This window comes from Pantoea sp. X-Soil-TKNS-1279, from assembly GCF_059730565.1.
Genome location: NZ_AP035948.1, coordinates 3,337,595 through 3,353,354 on the forward strand (window position 1 = coordinate 3,337,595; position 15,760 = coordinate 3,353,354).

At 52.2% G+C, this 15,760-nt stretch carries 16 protein-coding genes and 5 tRNA genes; 2 read left to right on the top strand and 19 right to left on the bottom strand.

All coding sequences use genetic code 11. The annotated features are described in order from the left end of the window. Positions 1-48 precede the first annotated feature (48 nt). From rplS to ffh, 5 genes are all read right to left on the bottom strand, one after another. Positions 49-396 carry a 50S ribosomal protein L19 gene (rplS, locus tag AC6I8N_RS15615; RefSeq protein WP_013510201.1) on the bottom strand — a complete coding sequence of 116 codons (348 nt, stop codon included), beginning with the start codon at positions 394-396 and terminating at the stop codon, positions 49-51. A 42-nt stretch (positions 397-438) separates the two neighbouring features. After that, positions 439-1,203, bottom strand: coding sequence for a tRNA (guanosine(37)-N1)-methyltransferase TrmD (gene trmD, locus AC6I8N_RS15620; protein WP_021184497.1), 765 nt, complete (start codon positions 1,201-1,203; stop codon positions 439-441). Between the two features lie 35 nt (positions 1,204-1,238). Continuing rightward, positions 1,239-1,787, bottom strand: a complete 549-nt coding sequence (gene rimM / locus AC6I8N_RS15625; protein WP_497829429.1) for a ribosome maturation factor RimM — start codon at positions 1,785-1,787, stop codon at positions 1,239-1,241. An 18-nt stretch (positions 1,788-1,805) separates the two neighbouring features. After that, positions 1,806-2,054 carry a 30S ribosomal protein S16 gene (gene rpsP, locus AC6I8N_RS15630; RefSeq protein ID WP_013510204.1) on the bottom strand — a complete coding sequence of 83 codons (249 nt, stop codon included), beginning with the start codon at positions 2,052-2,054 and terminating at the stop codon, positions 1,806-1,808. Between the two features lie 142 nt (positions 2,055-2,196). After that, positions 2,197-3,558 carry a signal recognition particle protein gene (gene ffh, locus AC6I8N_RS15635; RefSeq protein ID WP_036626542.1) on the bottom strand — a complete coding sequence of 454 codons (1,362 nt, stop codon included), beginning with the start codon at positions 3,556-3,558 and terminating at the stop codon, positions 2,197-2,199. 166 nt (positions 3,559-3,724) lie between these two features. Between ffh and AC6I8N_RS15640 the strand changes: the two genes are divergently transcribed. Both AC6I8N_RS15640 and AC6I8N_RS15645 read left to right on the top strand, forming a co-directional pair. Next, the gene (locus AC6I8N_RS15640; protein ID WP_013510206.1) at positions 3,725-4,525 is read left to right on the top strand and encodes a cytochrome C assembly family protein; all 801 of its coding nucleotides are present in this window, start codon (positions 3,725-3,727) and stop codon (positions 4,523-4,525) included. Positions 4,526-4,538: 13 nt separating this feature from the next. After that, positions 4,539-5,825, top strand: a complete 1,287-nt coding sequence (locus tag AC6I8N_RS15645) for an HlyC/CorC family transporter (RefSeq protein ID WP_021184499.1) — start codon at positions 4,539-4,541, stop codon at positions 5,823-5,825. 51 nt (positions 5,826-5,876) lie between these two features. Here AC6I8N_RS15645 and luxS read toward each other — a convergent pair whose 3' ends face one another. The 14 genes from luxS to pncC all read right to left on the bottom strand — a co-directional run bounded on the left by luxS (position 5,877) and on the right by pncC (position 15,734). Next, on the bottom strand, positions 5,877-6,392 hold the full coding sequence (gene luxS / locus AC6I8N_RS15650) for an S-ribosylhomocysteine lyase (protein WP_036626543.1): 516 nt from the start codon (positions 6,390-6,392) through the stop codon (positions 5,877-5,879). 150 nt (positions 6,393-6,542) lie between these two features. Further along, positions 6,543-8,147, bottom strand: a complete 1,605-nt coding sequence (gene gshA / locus AC6I8N_RS15655) for a glutamate--cysteine ligase (protein WP_208723745.1) — start codon at positions 8,145-8,147, stop codon at positions 6,543-6,545. A 31-nt stretch (positions 8,148-8,178) separates the two neighbouring features. Further along, positions 8,179-8,607: a YqaA family protein gene (locus AC6I8N_RS15660; RefSeq protein ID WP_497829430.1), complete on the bottom strand. Its 429-nt coding sequence runs from the start codon at positions 8,605-8,607 to the stop codon at positions 8,179-8,181. Beyond that, on the bottom strand, positions 8,604-9,170 hold the full coding sequence (gene yqaB / locus AC6I8N_RS15665) for a fructose-1-phosphate/6-phosphogluconate phosphatase (protein WP_415175012.1): 567 nt from the start codon (positions 9,168-9,170) through the stop codon (positions 8,604-8,606). The genes AC6I8N_RS15660 and yqaB overlap by 4 nt, the downstream gene beginning before the upstream one ends. A gap of 195 nt (positions 9,171-9,365) precedes the next feature. Further along, positions 9,366-9,442 (bottom strand) — tRNA-Arg (locus AC6I8N_RS15670). Between the two features lie 53 nt (positions 9,443-9,495). Continuing rightward, positions 9,496-9,572: transfer RNA gene (locus tag AC6I8N_RS15675), tRNA-Arg, on the bottom strand. Between the two features lie 58 nt (positions 9,573-9,630). Continuing rightward, positions 9,631-9,707, bottom strand: a tRNA-Arg gene (locus AC6I8N_RS15680). Positions 9,708-9,794: 87 nt separating this feature from the next. Next, a tRNA-Arg gene (locus tag AC6I8N_RS15685) sits at positions 9,795-9,871 on the bottom strand. Positions 9,872-9,880: 9 nt separating this feature from the next. After that, positions 9,881-9,973: transfer RNA gene (locus AC6I8N_RS15690), tRNA-Ser, on the bottom strand. Between the two features lie 284 nt (positions 9,974-10,257). After that, positions 10,258-10,443, bottom strand: coding sequence for a carbon storage regulator CsrA (gene csrA / locus AC6I8N_RS15695; protein ID WP_013510212.1), 186 nt, complete (start codon positions 10,441-10,443; stop codon positions 10,258-10,260). A 249-nt stretch (positions 10,444-10,692) separates the two neighbouring features. Next, positions 10,693-13,320, bottom strand: a complete 2,628-nt coding sequence (gene alaS, locus AC6I8N_RS15700; protein WP_497829431.1) for an alanine--tRNA ligase — start codon at positions 13,318-13,320, stop codon at positions 10,693-10,695. A 136-nt stretch (positions 13,321-13,456) separates the two neighbouring features. After that, positions 13,457-13,966 (bottom strand): regulatory protein RecX, encoded by a 510-nt coding sequence (locus AC6I8N_RS15705; RefSeq protein WP_497829432.1) that lies wholly within the window; start codon positions 13,964-13,966, stop codon positions 13,457-13,459. A gap of 106 nt (positions 13,967-14,072) precedes the next feature. Further along, positions 14,073-15,143, bottom strand: coding sequence for a recombinase RecA (gene recA, locus AC6I8N_RS15710; RefSeq protein ID WP_497829433.1), 1,071 nt, complete (start codon positions 15,141-15,143; stop codon positions 14,073-14,075). 96 nt (positions 15,144-15,239) lie between these two features. Then, complete coding sequence (gene pncC, locus AC6I8N_RS15715) at positions 15,240-15,734, bottom strand: nicotinamide-nucleotide amidase (protein ID WP_497829434.1); 495 nt, start codon at positions 15,732-15,734, stop codon at positions 15,240-15,242. Positions 15,735-15,760 lie beyond the last annotated feature (26 nt).

Genomic DNA, 15,760 nt, shown 5'->3' on the forward strand with positions numbered 1-15,760 from the left:
CCAACCCCTTGTTTGCTATTAACTTTGAGATGTCGCTTACGCGAGCTCTTAGTTAAGACGCTCTTTGATACGAGCAGACTTACCAGTACGCTCACGCAGGTAGTACAGTTTGGCTTGACGCACAGCACCACGACGTTTAACAGCGATGCTGTCAATTACCGGAGAGTGAGTCTGGAAGACACGCTCAACGCCTTCGCCGTTAGAAATCTTGCGAACAGTGAATGCAGAGTGCAGACCGCGGTTACGAATAGCGATAACCACGCCCTCGAATGCCTGCAGACGTTTCTTAGAACCTTCAACGACCCATACTTTCACTTCCACGGTATCACCCGGACGGAAGGAAGGTACGTCCTGTTTCATCTGCTCTTGTTCAAGTTGCTTGATAATGTTGCTCATAATTAAATCTCTTATCCTGGGTAAACTGATAGTCAGGGAAGATTACTCTTCCGCCTCATCGTTTTGTTGCTGCTGATGTTCACGCTTGAACTCAGTAAGCAACCTTGCTTGCTCTTCAGTCAGAGCCAGGTTTTCCAGAAGTTCAGGTCTTCTCAGCCAGGTACGGCCTAGCGACTGTTTCAGGCGCCAACGGCGAATATCGGCATGGTTCCCCGACAGTAAAACTGCCGGTACATCCATTCCTTCTAACACTTCAGGTCGGGTATAGTGCGGGCAATCCAGCAAACCATCCGAGAACGAATCCTCATCGGCTGACGCCTGTTTTCCCAGCACGCCAGGAATAAACCGGGCGACCGAGTCAATTAACGTCATGGCTGGCAGCTCACCGCCACTGAGTACGTAATCACCGATTGACCATTCTTCATCAATTTCGGTTTGAATAACGCGCTCATCTATTCCTTCATAGCGACCACAGACCAGAATCAACTTCTGATGTGTCGCCAGTTCGCAAACGCCCTGTTGGTCGAGTTTGCGTCCCTGAGGTGAAAGATAAATCACCTTAGCACCTTCCCCCGCCGCTGCTTTCGCTGCGTGGATGGCGTCCCGCAAGGGTTGCACCATCATCAACATCCCCGGTCCGCCGCCGTAAGGACGATCGTCTACGGTACGGTGCCGGTCGTGCGCGAAGTCACGAGGACTCCAGCTCTCGATGTTGAGCAGGCCATTTTTTACTGCCCGGCCAGTTACCCCGTAATCGGTAATAGCGCGAAACATCTCTGGAAACAGGCTAATAACACCAATCCACATCGCGTTCGCCGTTGCGTTACCGGTTTGTCCGGAGATCAAAAACCAGGATCCCAATCTACTTCAATAGTGCCAGTAGAGAGATCGACTTTCTTGATAACCTGTTCATCAAGAAACGGTATTAACCGTTCCTGTGCACCGAATGCATCTTTCAGGTTTGCCTTAACGACGAGAACGTCGTTCGAGCCGGTCTCCATCAAATCAATGACTTTGCCCATTTCGTAGCCTTCGAGGTTTACTACTTTGCAACCCATCAGGTCTTTCCAGTAGTAATCACCCTCTTCCAGCGGTGGCAGCTGCGCGGAATCAACCGTAATTTCGCAATTGGTTAATTGAGCCGCGGCATCCCGATCGTCAACGCCTTTGACTTTGATGATCAGGTCCTGATTGTGGTGCTTCCAGCCTTCCAGTTCGACCAGCTGCCATTGACCGGCGTGCTGAATAAACCAGGGCTGATAGTCGAAGATACTTTCGGCTTCTTCGGTGGAAGAAAACACTTTGAGCCAGCCCCGAATGCCGTAAGCGGCACCCATCTTCCCCAGTACAACCGGGTTAGCGGGAGGCTGTGCGGCAGGTTTTCTGCTCATGCTCACCACCGTGACAGATTAAGCTGCTTTTTTTGCTTCTTTGATCAGCGCGTTAACGCGATCAGAAAGCGTTGCGCCCTGGCCAACCCAGTGCTCAATACGGTCCAGATCCAGACGCAGACCTTCAGCCTGACCAGCAGCGATCGGGTTGAAGAAACCTACGCGCTCGATGAAGCGACCGTTACGAGCATTGCGGCTGTCAGTAACGACGACCTGATAGAACGGACGCTTTTTAGCGCCGTGACGTGCCAAACGAATGGTTACCATAACATCCTCATTAGTTAATAAAACAACCGGGCCCCATCGAGGAACGGGGCCCGGGTGCAATATAAAAAGCCCGAAAATTTTACTCATTTTGGCGCAAAAAGCAACCTGAGCATCTCACTTTTCCGGCATTTAGCCGGTCACCTTAGCGACCGGGGAATCCTGGCGGCATCATGCCCTTCATACTGCGCATCATTTTCGCCATGCCGCCCTTCTTCATTTTCTTCATCATGCGCTGCATATCATCGAACTGCTTCAGCAGTCGGTTAACATCCTGCACCTGCATGCCTGAACCCAGAGCGATACGGCGTTTGCGGGAACCTTTGATGATTTCCGGCTTCTCGCGCTCTTTGCGCGTCATCGAGTTGATGATCGCTTCCATACGCACCAGCAGCTTATCGTCCATCTGCGATTTCACGTTATCCGGCAACTGTCCCATGCCCGGCAGCTTGCTCATCAAACTTGTCATGCCGCCCATGTTGCGCATCTGCTTCAGCTGATCAAGGAAGTCATTGAGGTCAAAGCCATCGCCGGTTTTCAGTTTCTTCGCCAGCTTCTCCGCCTGATCGCGGTCAACCTTGCTTTCGATATCTTCAATCAGCGACAGCACATCGCCCATGCCGAGGATACGTGAGGCGATACGATCCGGATAGAACGGCTCCAGCGCTTCAGTTTTTTCACCAACACCCATGAATTTGATGGGCTTACCGGTAATGTGACGAATCGACAGCGCCGCACCACCGCGGGCATCACCATCGACTTTGGTCAGGATCACACCGGTTAACGGCAGCGCTTCGTTGAACGCTTTCGCGGTGTTGGCAGCATCCTGGCCGGTCATCGCATCCACAACAAACAGGGTTTCTACCGGATTGATCGCGGCATGAACCTGCTTGATTTCGTCCATCATCGCTTCGTCAACGTGCAGACGACCGGCGGTATCCACTAACAGGACGTCGTAGAATTGCAGGCGCGCTTCTTTCAACGCGTTGTTGACGATATCAACAGGCTTCTGGCTCAGGTCCGACGGACAAAAATCCACGCCAACCTGCTGCGCCAATGTTTCCAGCTGACGGATCGCCGCCGGGCGATAGACGTCAGCGGAGACAACCAGCACTTTTTTCTTATGCTTCTCACGCAGGAATTTACCCAGCTTGGCGACACTGGTAGTTTTACCCGCACCTTGCAGGCCAGCCATCAGCACCACAGCCGGCGGCTGCGCGGCCAGGTTGAGTGCATTATTTTCTGCACCCATCGCCTCGACCAGTTCATTGCGAACAATTTTGATGAATTCCTGACCTGGCGTCAGGCTTTTGTTCACATCATGGCCGACCGCGCGCTCTTTAACGCGGTTGATAAATTCACGGACTACCGGCAGCGCGACATCCGCCTCCAGCAACGCCATACGTACTTCACGCAGCGTGTCCTTGATGTTGTCTTCGGTCAGCCTTCCGCGGCCGCTGATATTGCGCAGGGTTTGCGACAAACGATCGGTTAAATTATCAAACATGCTCTCTCACTTAGAAACATAGCGAGGCCGCCTGGGCGACACAATGCGGCGGATTATAACACGAAGCCAGGCCGATCTCTGCAATTGACCTTCAGATCGTTTGGAGCCTGCTGCGGCTGACGTTATACTGCTTTTTTCCTTATCTGACTGACACCTGAAAGGATCTATGTTCGTTTTCGCGATCGTGGCGTTGTTCGCCTACTCTCTCAGCCTTGCTTTGATCATCCCCAGCCTGCTGAAACGCAATGGTGGCTGGCGGCGTTTTGCTGTGCTTTCCGCCTGTGTGGCGTTAATAGCCCACGCCGTGGCGTTACAACAACGCATTTTTGCCGTCGATAACGGGCAAAATCTCAGCCTGTTAAATATTGGCTCGCTGGTCAGCCTGCTGATTTGCGCCATTATGACTATCGTCGCCTCGCGCAATCGCGGTTGGCTGCTGCTGCCGGTTGTCTATAGCTTTGCATTGATCAATCTGGCGTTTGCCACTTTCGTGCCTAACGCTTTTATTACCCATCTGGAAACCACGCCAGGCATGATGATCCACATCGGTCTGTCGCTATTTGCCTACGCGACCCTGATTATTGCCGCGCTGTATGCGCTGCAACTGGCGTGGATCGATTATCAGCTGAAAAATAAAAAGCTGGCCTTCACTCAGGATATGCCGCCGCTGCTCAGCATTGAGCGCAAAATGTTTCACATCACCCAGATTGGCGTCGTGCTGCTGACATTGGTGCTGGTGACCGGTCTGTTCTATATGCACAATCTGTTCAGCGCCGAGAATGTGGATAAAGCGGTGCTGTCGATCATTGCCTGGTTTGTTTATATCGTTTTGCTCTGGGGACACTACCACGAGGGCTGGCGCGGTCGCCGTGTCGTCTGGTTCAATTGCAGCGGTGCAATTTTGCTGACAATGGCCTACTTTGGCAGCCGCGTACTGCAACACCTGCTCACCCAATCTTCTCACTAAAGGAATTTTTGCGTTGGAACATGTTTCAACCACCACGCTGATCATCACGCTGGTCATCATGGTGCTGGTCTCGGCCTATTTCTCCGGTTCTGAGACCGGCATGATGACGCTCAATCGCTACAAACTGCGCCATCAGGCGAAAAACGGTCAGCGCAGCGCGCGCCGCGTCGAGAAGTTGCTGCGTCGCCCTGATCGTTTGATCAGCCTGGTGTTGATCGGCAACAACCTGGTCAACATCCTGGCATCAGCGTTAGGCACCATCGTGGGTATGCGTTTATACGGCGACGCCGGAGTAGCGATTGCCACCGGTATCCTGACTTTTGTGGTGTTGGTTTTCGCCGAGGTTCTGCCTAAAACGATTGCTGCGCTCTACCCGGAGAAGGTCGCTTATCCCAGCAGTTTTCTCCTCGCGCCCCTGCAATACGTCATGCTACCGCTGGTCTGGCTGTTGAATACCATTACGCGAGTTCTGATGCGGATGGTCGGCATTAAAACCGATGGTTCAATTAGCTCAGCGTTGAGTAAAGAAGAACTACGTACCATTGTGTATGAATCGCGTAGCCTTATGTCGCGTCGCAATCAGGATATGCTGCTGTCCGTGCTGGATCTGGAAAAGGTTGGCGTTGAAGACATCATGGTGCCGCGCAACGAGATTGTCGGCATTAACGTTAACGACGACTGGAAATCGGTGGTGCGTCAGCTCAGCCATTCGCCGCATGGCCGTATTGTTTTGTTTCGCGACTCACTGGACGACTGTGTTGGCATGCTGCGTGTGCGCGAAGCCTGGCGCATGATGACCGAGAAAAAAGAGTTTAACAAAGAAACGCTACTGCGTGCTGCCGACGAAATCTACTATGTGCCTGAAGGGACACCGCTGAACGTTCAACTGGTGAAATTCCAGCGCAATAAGAAGAAGGTCGGACTGGTCGTTGATGAATACGGCGATATCAAAGGTCTGGTAACCATCGAAGATATCCTTGAAGAAATCGTCGGTGATTTCACCACCTCAATGTCTCCCACGCTGGCAGAAGAAGTGATGCCGCAGAATGACGGTTCAGTGCTGATTGAGGGGGGTGCTAACGTGCGCGAAATTAACAAAGCGTTCAACTGGTCACTGCCGGAAGAGGAAGCCCGCACCATCAACGGTATGCTGCTGGAAGTGCTGGAAGAGATTCCGCAGGTGAATACTCAGGTTCAGGTCGGCAAGTATGATATCGATATTCTCGATGTGCAGGACAACATGGTGAAGCAGGTGCGCATTACACCGCACACGCCGCTCAAATCATCAATTGGTTCCTGACATAAAAATGCCGCGATTAACGCGGCATTTTTCTTTCTGCATCAATAGCAACTAGATGTGCAGTTCGTGCAATTTTTCTTCCGGCAGTTTCAGCTCGTCGTTATAGTTAACGCCAATCTCATGTGCCAGCACGTTGCGCGCAATCTGCTGCGCTTCGTCCAGTGAGTGCAGCTTGTAGCTACCACATTGATACTCGTTCAATTCCGGGATCTGGTTCTGCTCTTTAACTTTCAGAACGTCTTCCATCGCCCCTTTCCACGCTTTTGCCACACGCTGCTCATCCGGCGCGCCAATCAGGCTCATGTAAAAACCCGTGCGGCAACCCATCGGTGAAATATCGACGATTTCCACGCCTTCACCATTCAGGTGGTTACGCATAAATCCGGCGAAAAGATGCTCCAGCGTATGAATACCGCGCTCGGTCAGAATCTCTTTGTTTGGTCGGCAGAAGCGCAGGTCAAAAACGGTGATGGTATCGCCATGAGGAGTTTTCATGGTTTTCGCAACACGCACTGCGGGCGCCGCCATGATGGTGTGATCTACAGTAAAACTATCCAGCAGTGGCATATTGTCACCTCCTGTTTTGAGAATTTTTTTTAAAACGATGAAACTTTTCTGTTCGCCCAACGTCTGAATATATGAAAGACGCGCATTTGTTATCATCATCCCTGACAACAGAGATGTTAATTCGGCCACAGTGATGTGGCCTTTTCTTTTTTACCCTTCCCGGCTGGCGAGATAGCTGGCGAAATCCAGCGTATCACTCTGTTCCAGCGTCTCCTGCGCGAGCACGGAAGCCTGTGCCTGACGCGTAAAATCATCCTCGCTCAGAACCTCAAGCGGCTCTTCACACAACAGATGACGATACTGTTCAGCCAATGCCACACCGGTTCCGGTCAAACCATTTTCCTTCATCGCATGAAGGATACGCGCCGAATAGGTTAGCTCAGGATCATCAAACGATGCCACCAGTTGATCGCAAACCTGTTGATATTGCGTGCTGCCCTCGTTGCTGTCGAGCACTTCTGCCACCCGACGCAGATCCGCAAACAACGCCTTGCCCACTTCAACCAGGGTATGCTGCGTCGCGCTGCATCCCACGGCAATCATCTGGCCCGGCTTACGACCTTCCAGCACCACACGATTCCAGTTTTTGCGGCTACAGAGCAACTCATCCGCGCTCATTTCCGGCGCATCCGCCAGCGTACACCAAATCAGGAACAAGTCGAGGAAACGCACCTGATTGGCATCGACACCAATCGCGGAGAACGGATTGATGTCCAGCGAGCGAACTTCAATATATTCAATGCCGCCGCGTTGTAGCGCGTCTGAAGGTGCTTCACCGCTACGTGTCACGCGTTTCGGACGAATCGGCGCATACAACTCGTTCTCAATTTGCAGCACATTCGTGTTCAGCTGCAACCAGTTACCATCGGCATCTTTGGTGCCAATGGCAGCGTATTCTTCAGAAGGTGTTTTGATCGCCGCTTTTAATGCCGCCACATAGCCTTCCAACGAGTTAAAGGTGATACCCAGTCCACTTTGCGATTTGTTGGTATAGCCAAGATCGCTCAAACGCAATGAGGTGGCATACGGCAGCCACAACGTACCTTTATCGTTCGTTTCAAACGGCAGATTGCTTTCCCGACCTTGCAGGAAGCTGGAGCAAATGGCTGGTGATGCGCCAAACAAATACGGGATCACCCAGCCGAAACGGTAGTAGTTACGAATAAGGCGCAGATACCCGGCGGAGATGGTCTCCTTACCGCTTTCCGCGTCTTTGACATCCGCCCACTCACGCCAGAATGACAGCGGCAGTGAGAAATTGTAATGGATGCCTGAAATGGTCTGCATCAGCGCGCCATAACGGTTTTTCAAGCCCTGACGATACAACGTCTTCATTTTGCCGATATTGGAGCTGCCATATTGCGCCAGCTCGATTTTATCCGCATCGTCGATGATACAGGGCATGCTAAACGGCCACATGCGCTCCTGACCCAGCTCACGCGCCACATGGCGGTGAATATCGCGCAGGAAACTGAGCATGTGATCAATGTTCTGATCAACAGGCGTGATGAACTCGAGCAGCGTTTCAGCGAAATCGGTGGTAATCCAATCATGCTTCAGCGCTGACCCCAGGGACTCAGGGTGCCCGGTGGTTGCCAGGTGACCATCTGGCTCGACACGCAACGTTTCGCGTTCAATGCCACGGCCGATACCCTTTAACGCGTCGGGATGCGCTTCCAGCCAGGAAAGCGCTTTTGATACGTCCGGGATCACATTAACCTCCCGCTGTGCGAATAATTTATTTTTGTTCAGCATAATGTTAACCGTAGCCTCGAATCTGTGCGAATCAATGCCACCATTGCAAACCTTGCAAAGTGACCGTCGCGATAACGATGTAACGCAGTGTTTTACCGATGGCGAGAAACAACAACGCCGGAAGCCAGCCAACGCGCAACCAGCCTGCGAAGACGCAGAGCAGATCGCCCACCACGGGTAGCCAGCTAAACAACAGGGCTGCAGGTCCGAATCGGTGTAACCACGTCATTGCTGTGTTATGCCATCTCCCCTGCCCTTTTGGTGGCATCAGGCGACCAAGAAAAATGTTCGTCAAGCCGCCCAGCGTGTTTCCCACTGATGCAGCCAATAGCAACCCATAGACCGACCCTTTTTGGGCGATCAGTAGGGCAACCAGCATCGCTTCTGAGCTTCCCGGAAGGAGAGTGGCACTCAGAAAGCTACTGCCAAATAACGAGCCATAAGTCAGATAGTCATTCACAGTAAACGGACATCAACCACATCCATACCTGCCGCTTTAGCTGCCTGCACGCCAAAATCAGCATCTTCAAATACCACACATCGTGCGGGAGCAACGCCCATCAGCTCGGCGCAGCGCAAAAAGGTATCAGGTTGCGGTTTATGGCGCAGGACATCATCGGCGCCGACGACTGCGGTAAAAAGATGATAAACCCCTAACTGCTTCAGCAACGCTTCCGCCAGGCTGTGTTCACTGCCGGTCCCCACCGCCATCGGACGACGGCCATGATAAGCCTTGACCACTTCCATCAACGGCAACGGACGAACGCTATCCAGCAACATCGCTTTGAAGGCCACGGTCTTTTCCGCCGCCAGCTGATGTGGATCATGCGTAGCGTTGTTTTGCTCGATGATAAATTGCGCCAGCTGCCAGGTAGGCGCACCGTTAAAGCTCACCATTTTTTCGTCATCAATGGTGAAACCATAGCGGCTGAGAACCTGATGCCAGGCTTTTCGATGTGTCGGCTCGGAATCGAGAATCGTGCCGTCCATATCGAAAATCAAGGCGTCGTATTGGTCGTACATTGTCACTCCGGACATCCTGCAAAGGTGCCCTTACTTTAACGTAATGCGCTCAGGTTGTCGCCAGGTGTGCTTAACAGCAAATGCTTTGAAAGCATTAGCAATTTTGGATTTAAGAAAAAGGTGAGAAAACGGTACCGCGCATAAATGACGGTTAATTCAGTGTTTTTATTTGAACGGCGAGTAAAGAGGAGAGAATGGTGCATCCAGGAGGATTCGAACCTCCGACCGCTCGGTTCGTAGCCGAGTACTCTATCCAGCTGAGCTATGGATGCATTGAGAGTTTTTCTTGCGACGGACTGACTGAAGTTGATGATGAGACAAAGAATGGTGCATCCAGGAGGATTCGAACCTCCGACCGCTCGGTTCGTAGCCGAGTACTCTATCCAGCTGAGCTATGGATGCATTGAGAGATTTTCTTGCGATGGACTTACTGAAATCAACCTGGGAATGATACGAAGAATGGTGCATCCAGGAGGATTCGAACCTCCGACCGCTCGGTTCGTAGCCGAGTACTCTATCCAGCTGAGCTATGGATGCATTTCTGAAAATTCTTGTACAACGCAGGGTGCTAACAACTCACCACGAAAGGAACTGCTCGTTCACTCTTTACGACATCTTTTTCGATGGTGCATCCAGGAGGATTCGAACCTCCGACCGCTCGGTTCGTAGCCGAGTACTCTATCCAGCTGAGCTATGGATGCATCGAAAAATGGCGGTGAGGCGGGGATTCGAACCCCGGATGCAGCTTTTGACCGCATACTCCCTTAGCAGGGGAGCGCCTTCAGCCTCTCGGCCACCTCACCTTACGCGTTCTTACGAACTGTGCTGCTGAACTTTGTTTCCGCTCATCGGCACTGCGTGGCGCACATATTACTTTCCCGCACTTATAAGTCAAACAATTTTTCCCACTACAAGTTTGTTTGCACAAATGACAAACAATCCGCGCAATTTGCCGACAAAAAGAGTGATTAATCAACAGTAAAAGGTCGATACAGATAACAAAATGAGAAAGAGGAAAATAACAGGAAAAGCAGAAAAGCAGGGGAAAAGCGGTAGCGCCTCGCCGCAAAGCGAGGCGCTGAATCCGTTAGTAACTCGTAGGCTGAGCTTTTTCTGCCTGGATGCGCTGATAGATCTCTTCGCGATGCACTGAAACCTCTTTAGGTGCATTGACGCCAATACGGACCTGGTTACCTTTAACTCCCAGCACCGTTACAGTCACCTCATCGCCAATCATGAGGGTTTCACCAACTCGACGAGTTAGAATAAGCATTCTTTGCTCCTTGAAAGATTAAAAGAGTCGGGCCTGTTCGGGTTCCCGGCCATATCCATCATATACTGCCGAACAATGTCTATGACAAATACACCATTGTGGTTTGTCACGCCAATACATTCTGCTGATAGTTAGTTTAGCCGAAATACACTGCCTCAACCTGACTTTGTCATTACCTGGTGCACATCGCGTTAAAAAGCGCCGGAACATCTGTTCCTGGCGCTCCTCACGATGCTTAGTTTTATTTCGTTACAGTCGATTGCTAACCCAGTCCTGCACACCTGCAAGCGCACCGGCCAGCGCCTGCGGATTAGTACCGCCCGCCTGTGCCATATCCGGACGGCCACCGCCTTTACCACCGACCTGTGCGGCCAGCTCACCGACCAGTTCACCCGCTTTGACGCGGTCAGTCAGGTCTTTGGTTACCCCGGCAATCAGTGACACTTTGCCTTCAGCAACGGTTGCCAGCACGATAATCGCGGAACCAAGCTGGTTTTTCAGATCATCCATCATAGTACGCAACATCTTAGGCTCAACGTTGCTCAGTTCGCTCACCAGCAGCTTGGTGCCTTTCACATCCACGGCTTTACTACTGAGGGATGCGCTCTCTTGCGCAGCCTGCTGGTCACGCAGTTGCTGCAACTCTTTTTCCAGAGCACGTACGTGATCTACCAGACCACGCACTTTTTCGTTCAGATTGCTGCTATTGGCTTTCACCAGATGCGCGATATCCTGCAACTGGTGGCTTTGCGCATTAACTTGCGCCAGAGCGCCTTCACCGGTAACGGCTTCAATACGACGCACGCCGGCTGCGGTACCTGACTCAGACTGAATGCGGAACAGGCCAATATCACCGGTACGTGCTGCGTGCGTACCACCACAAAGCTCAGTGGAGAAATCACCCATGCTCAGCACGCGTACGCGCTGGTCGTATTTCTCGCCAAACAACGCCATTGCGCCCTTCGCTTTGGCTGCTTCCAGGTCCATGATATTGGTTTCAACTGCCAGGTTACGACGAATCTGGGCGTTGACGATATCTTCAACCTGACGGATTTCCTGCGGTTTCATCGCTTCAAAATGGGAGAAGTCGAAACGCAGGTATTTGTCGTTTACCAGCGAGCCTTTCTGCGCTACATGGTCACCGAGAACCTGACGCAACGCAGCATGCAGCAGGTGTGTCGCCGAGTGGTTCAGGCGAATACGTGCGCGACGCTCTTCATCAACCTGTGCATTCAGGCGATCGCCGACACGCAGTTGACCTTGGGTAAGCTTACCGATATGACCAATCGCCTGACCATACTTCTGTGTATCCTGGACGCTAAATTCAGCATTATTCCCAGCCAGTACACCGGTATCACCCACCTGCCCGCCTGACTCACCGTAAAACGGCGTTTCATCCAGTACTACTACCGCGTCCTGCCCTGCGCTGACCTGATCAACCGCTTGACCGTCAACAAACAGCGCCTGCACCGTGGAAGCCAACGCCAACTGGTCGTAGCCTTTAAACGCTGAGGCCGAGTCAATACGAATTACGCTGTTATAATCGGCACCAAAGCCACTGGCTTCGCGTGCGCGCTGGCGTTGCTGCTCCATCGCCACTTCAAAACCAGCTTCATCGATCTTCAGATTACGCTCACGGCAGACGTCTGCTGTCAGGTCTACCGGGAAGCCGAAGGTGTCATAGAGACGGAAGACGGTTTCACCATCAAGAGTATCACCCTGTAGTTTTGCCAGCTCTTCATCCAGCAATGCCAGACCACGCTCCAGCGTTTTCGCGAACTGCTCTTCTTCCGCTTTCAGAACATTCTCTACCTGAGCCTGCTGGCGTTGCAGATCTTCACCCGCTGAACCCATCACTTCAATCAGCGGTGCAACCAGTTTGTAGAAGAAGGCATCTTTTGCGCCAAGCATATTACCGTGACGTACTGCACGACGAATGATGCGACGCAGCACATAACCACGGTTTTCATTCGAAGGGATCACACCATCAGCAATCAGGAAAGCACAGGAACGGATATGGTCAGCAATAACGCGCAGTGATTTGTTGCTGAGGTCAGTCGCACCCGTCACTTCAGCCACTGATTTAATCAGTTTGGCGAACAGGTCGATTTCGTAGTTGGAGTTTACGTGCTGCAATACCGCGGCAATACGCTCCAGGCCCATGCCGGTATCCACCGAAGGTTTTGGCAGCGGCAGCATGGTACCGTCGGCCTGACGGTTGAACTGCATGAACACGATATTCCAGATTTCAATGTAACGGTCGCCATCTTCTTCCGGGCTTCCCGGCGGGCCACCCCAAATATGATCGCCATGATCGAAGAAGATTTCACTGCACGGGCCGCACGGGCCGGTATCACCCATCTGCCAGAAGTTATCAGAAGCGTAAGCGCTACCTTTGTTATCACCGATGCGAATAATACGTTCGCGTGGAATACCAATGTCATTCGCCCAGATGTCATAGGCTTCATCGTCCGTTTCATAGACGGTGACCCAAAGACGTTCTTTCGGCAGCTTAAACCACTGCTCACCCGTCAGCAGTTCCCAGGCGTATGCAATCGCGTCTTTTTTGAAATAGTCGCCAAAGCTGAAGTTGCCCAACATTTCAAAGAAGGTGTGATGGCGTGCAGTGTAGCCCACGTTTTCGAGATCGTTGTGCTTACCACCGGCACGCACACAACGCTGCGCCGTGGTCGCACGCGAGTAATCGCGCTTATCCTGACCGAGGAAAACGTCTTTAAACTGGTTCATCCCGGCGTTGGTAAACAGCAGCGTCGGGTCGTTGTTCGGTACGAGGGAGCTGCTGGCTACAACCTGATGTCCCTTGCTATGAAAAAAGTCGAGAAACGCTTGACGGATCTCAGCAGTGCTCTTGCTCATAAATTTCCTGGAATCACGCTAACGAACGTTCCCTTTCGTCTGGCAAGCCGCATGCGCCCGACCCACCGCTGACTGAGGAACAAAAAGTGGGAATAAGATAAATTTTCTTCAGTGGGAAGTAAAATCCCATCGCCTTTCAGTCATCAAAATTTCTGAAAATGGCCTGAATATCTTCCATCAAAAAGCCTTTTGTCATCAAAAAACGCTGGACCTTGCTCTTCCCAGCCCAGTCTTTTGGTAACGGTTCGCCAAACTTGCGCGTTGCCAGGCTAGCGGCGCACGCCACCCAGTTGACCTCAGTATCAAACAGCGCTTGGTCAATTTCATCGCGCGCGATGCCCTTTTGTTGCAGCTCCATACGGATACGTTGTGGGCCATAACCTTTGCGACTGCGGCTCAGGATAAAACGCTCCGTGAAACGTTGATCGTTTAACCAACCGTTTTGCTGACACCAATCAACCACCTGATCCAGCAGTTCATCCGGGATCGGTTCGACCGCTTCCTGCTTCATCCAGGCTGAGCGTTGATTGGAAAGTTGTAGTTTTCCCTTCAGCTCTTCACGGCTGTGATCACGCTGAGACAGGATGCGCATCGCACGATCCAGTAAGCGGGAAAACGTTGGCGCGGGTGTCGGTGATGATGACATATGATCTACCTTGTTCAGACAGTGGCGCAGGGTAAAGCAAGAATTCAAAGAGGGAAAGTGCTGGCGGGGAAAAACAAAACGGGAGCAGAACGCTCCCGTTGAGGTATCAAAAATCTTCGTTGGTTTCGCTGGCTTCTTCGTAGTCGTCAGCGGAAACATCCGCAGCAGCACCAGTGACGGTTGCACCGGTCAGCAGCATATCGCGCAGCTTCTGATCGATTTCATTGGCAATCGCCGGGTTCTCTTTCAGGAAGTTGGTCGCGTTGGCCTTACCCTGACCAATCTTGTCGCCGTTATAGCTGTACCAGGCACCCGCTTTTTCAACCAGCTTGTGCTTCACGCCCAGATCGACCAGTTCACCGAAGGTATTGATGCCTTCACCGTACATAATCTGGAACTCAGCCTGTTTGAACGGTGCCGCAACTTTGTTTTTCACCACTTTCACGCGCGTTTCGCTACCCACGACCTCGTCACCTTCTTTAATGGCACCGATGCGGCGAATATCGAGACGTACGGAAGCATAAAATTTCAGTGCGTTACCACCGGTGGTGGTTTCCGGGTTACCGAACATCACACCAATTTTCATACGAATCTGGTTAATGAAAATCAGCAGCGTGTTGGACTGCTTCAGGTTACCGGCCAGCTTACGCATCGCCTGGCTCATCATTCGTGCAGCCAGACCCATATGGGAGTCACCAATCTCGCCTTCAATTTCGGCTTTCGGCGTCAGCGCAGCAACGGAGTCAACAATGATGACATCGACCGCACCGGAACGCGCCAGCGCGTCACAAATTTCCAGCGCCTGCTCACCGGTATCCGGCTGAGAACACAGCAGGTTATCGATATCAACACCCAGTTTTTTCGCGTAAACCGGATCCAGCGCATGTTCAGCGTCGATAAAGGCACAGGTTTTACCCTTGCGCTGTGCTGCGGCAATCACCTGTAAGGTCAGCGTGGTTTTACCTGAAGATTCCGGGCCATAAATCTCAACGATACGGCCCATTGGCAAGCCACCTGCACCCAGTGCGATATCCAGTGACAGAGAACCGGTGGAGATGGTTTCAACGTCCATCGAGCGGTCTTCACCCAGGCGCATGATGGAGCCTTTACCAAATTGTTTCTCAATCTGGCCCAGCGCGGCAGCTAAAGCCTTCTGTTTGTTTTCGTCAATCGCCATTTCCACTCCTAATCATGCCGGGTAAGCAGGCATTTCTGTATGCCAGCTCGCGTTCTGTTGCCGGTAATTATACTGTACAGTCATACAGTATCAAGTTTAATTTGTCAGAAATTCATCATGCAGCGTTTGCAACGCCCAGGCGACGGATTGACGCCGCACTGCATCACGGTCGCCATCAAAGCGTTGGCACTGCGCCACTACGCGCCCTTTCGGTCCGGCAAAGCCAAACCAGACGGTGCCAACCGGCTTATCCGGCGTGCCGCCATCCGGCCCCGCAATACCGCTGACGGCAATGGCATACTCCGCCGCTGCTTCTTTCGCGGCCCCTGCGGCCATCTCGCGCACCGTTTGCTCACTCACCGCACCAAACTGCGCCAGCGTACTGGCCTGCACGCCAACCATCTGCTGTTTAGCCTCGTTGCTGTAGGTAACGAAACTGCGTTCAAACCAGGCAGAACTGCCGCTGATATCGGTAAATACTTTCGCAATCCAGCCGCCAGTACAGGACTCCGCCGCAGTAATGGTTGCCTTGCGCATTTTCAGCTGTTCACCAATGTGACGACTCAACTGTTGTAACTGTGCATCGTTCATCGCCTTCTCCTTATCTGGCGCTCACG

What these genes read in the sequence shown, in the direction of transcription:
- alaS (WP_497829431.1), bottom strand. Translation starts at nt 13,320, where the DNA reads ATGAGCAAGAGCACTGCTGAGATCCGTCAAGCGTTTCTCGACTTTTTT.
- pncC (WP_497829434.1), bottom strand. Translation starts at nt 15,734, where the DNA reads ATGAACGATGCACAGTTACAACAGTTGAGTCGTCACATTGGTGAACAG.
- recA (WP_497829433.1), bottom strand. Translation starts at nt 15,143, where the DNA reads ATGGCGATTGACGAAAACAAACAGAAGGCTTTAGCTGCCGCGCTGGGC.
- trmD (WP_021184497.1), bottom strand. Translation starts at nt 1,203, where the DNA reads ATGTGGATTGGTGTTATTAGCCTGTTTCCAGAGATGTTTCGCGCTATT.
- csrA (WP_013510212.1), bottom strand. Translation starts at nt 10,443, where the DNA reads ATGCTTATTCTAACTCGTCGAGTTGGTGAAACCCTCATGATTGGCGAT.
- gshA (WP_208723745.1), bottom strand. Translation starts at nt 8,147, where the DNA reads ATGCTGAACAAAAATAAATTATTCGCACAGCGGGAGGTTAATGTGATC.
- luxS (WP_036626543.1), bottom strand. Translation starts at nt 6,392, where the DNA reads ATGCCACTGCTGGATAGTTTTACTGTAGATCACACCATCATGGCGGCG.
- AC6I8N_RS15640 (WP_013510206.1), top strand. Translation starts at nt 3,725, where the DNA reads ATGTTCGTTTTCGCGATCGTGGCGTTGTTCGCCTACTCTCTCAGCCTT.
- ffh (WP_036626542.1), bottom strand. Translation starts at nt 3,558, where the DNA reads ATGTTTGATAATTTAACCGATCGTTTGTCGCAAACCCTGCGCAATATC.
- AC6I8N_RS15705 (WP_497829432.1), bottom strand. Translation starts at nt 13,966, where the DNA reads ATGTCATCATCACCGACACCCGCGCCAACGTTTTCCCGCTTACTGGAT.
- rplS (WP_013510201.1), bottom strand. Translation starts at nt 396, where the DNA reads ATGAGCAACATTATCAAGCAACTTGAACAAGAGCAGATGAAACAGGAC.
- yqaB (WP_415175012.1), bottom strand. Translation starts at nt 9,170, where the DNA reads ATGTACGACCAATACGACGCCTTGATTTTCGATATGGACGGCACGATT.
- rimM (WP_497829429.1), bottom strand. Translation starts at nt 1,787, where the DNA reads ATGAGCAGAAAACCTGCCGCACAGCCTCCCGCTAACCCGGTTGTACTG.
- rpsP (WP_013510204.1), bottom strand. Translation starts at nt 2,054, where the DNA reads ATGGTAACCATTCGTTTGGCACGTCACGGCGCTAAAAAGCGTCCGTTC.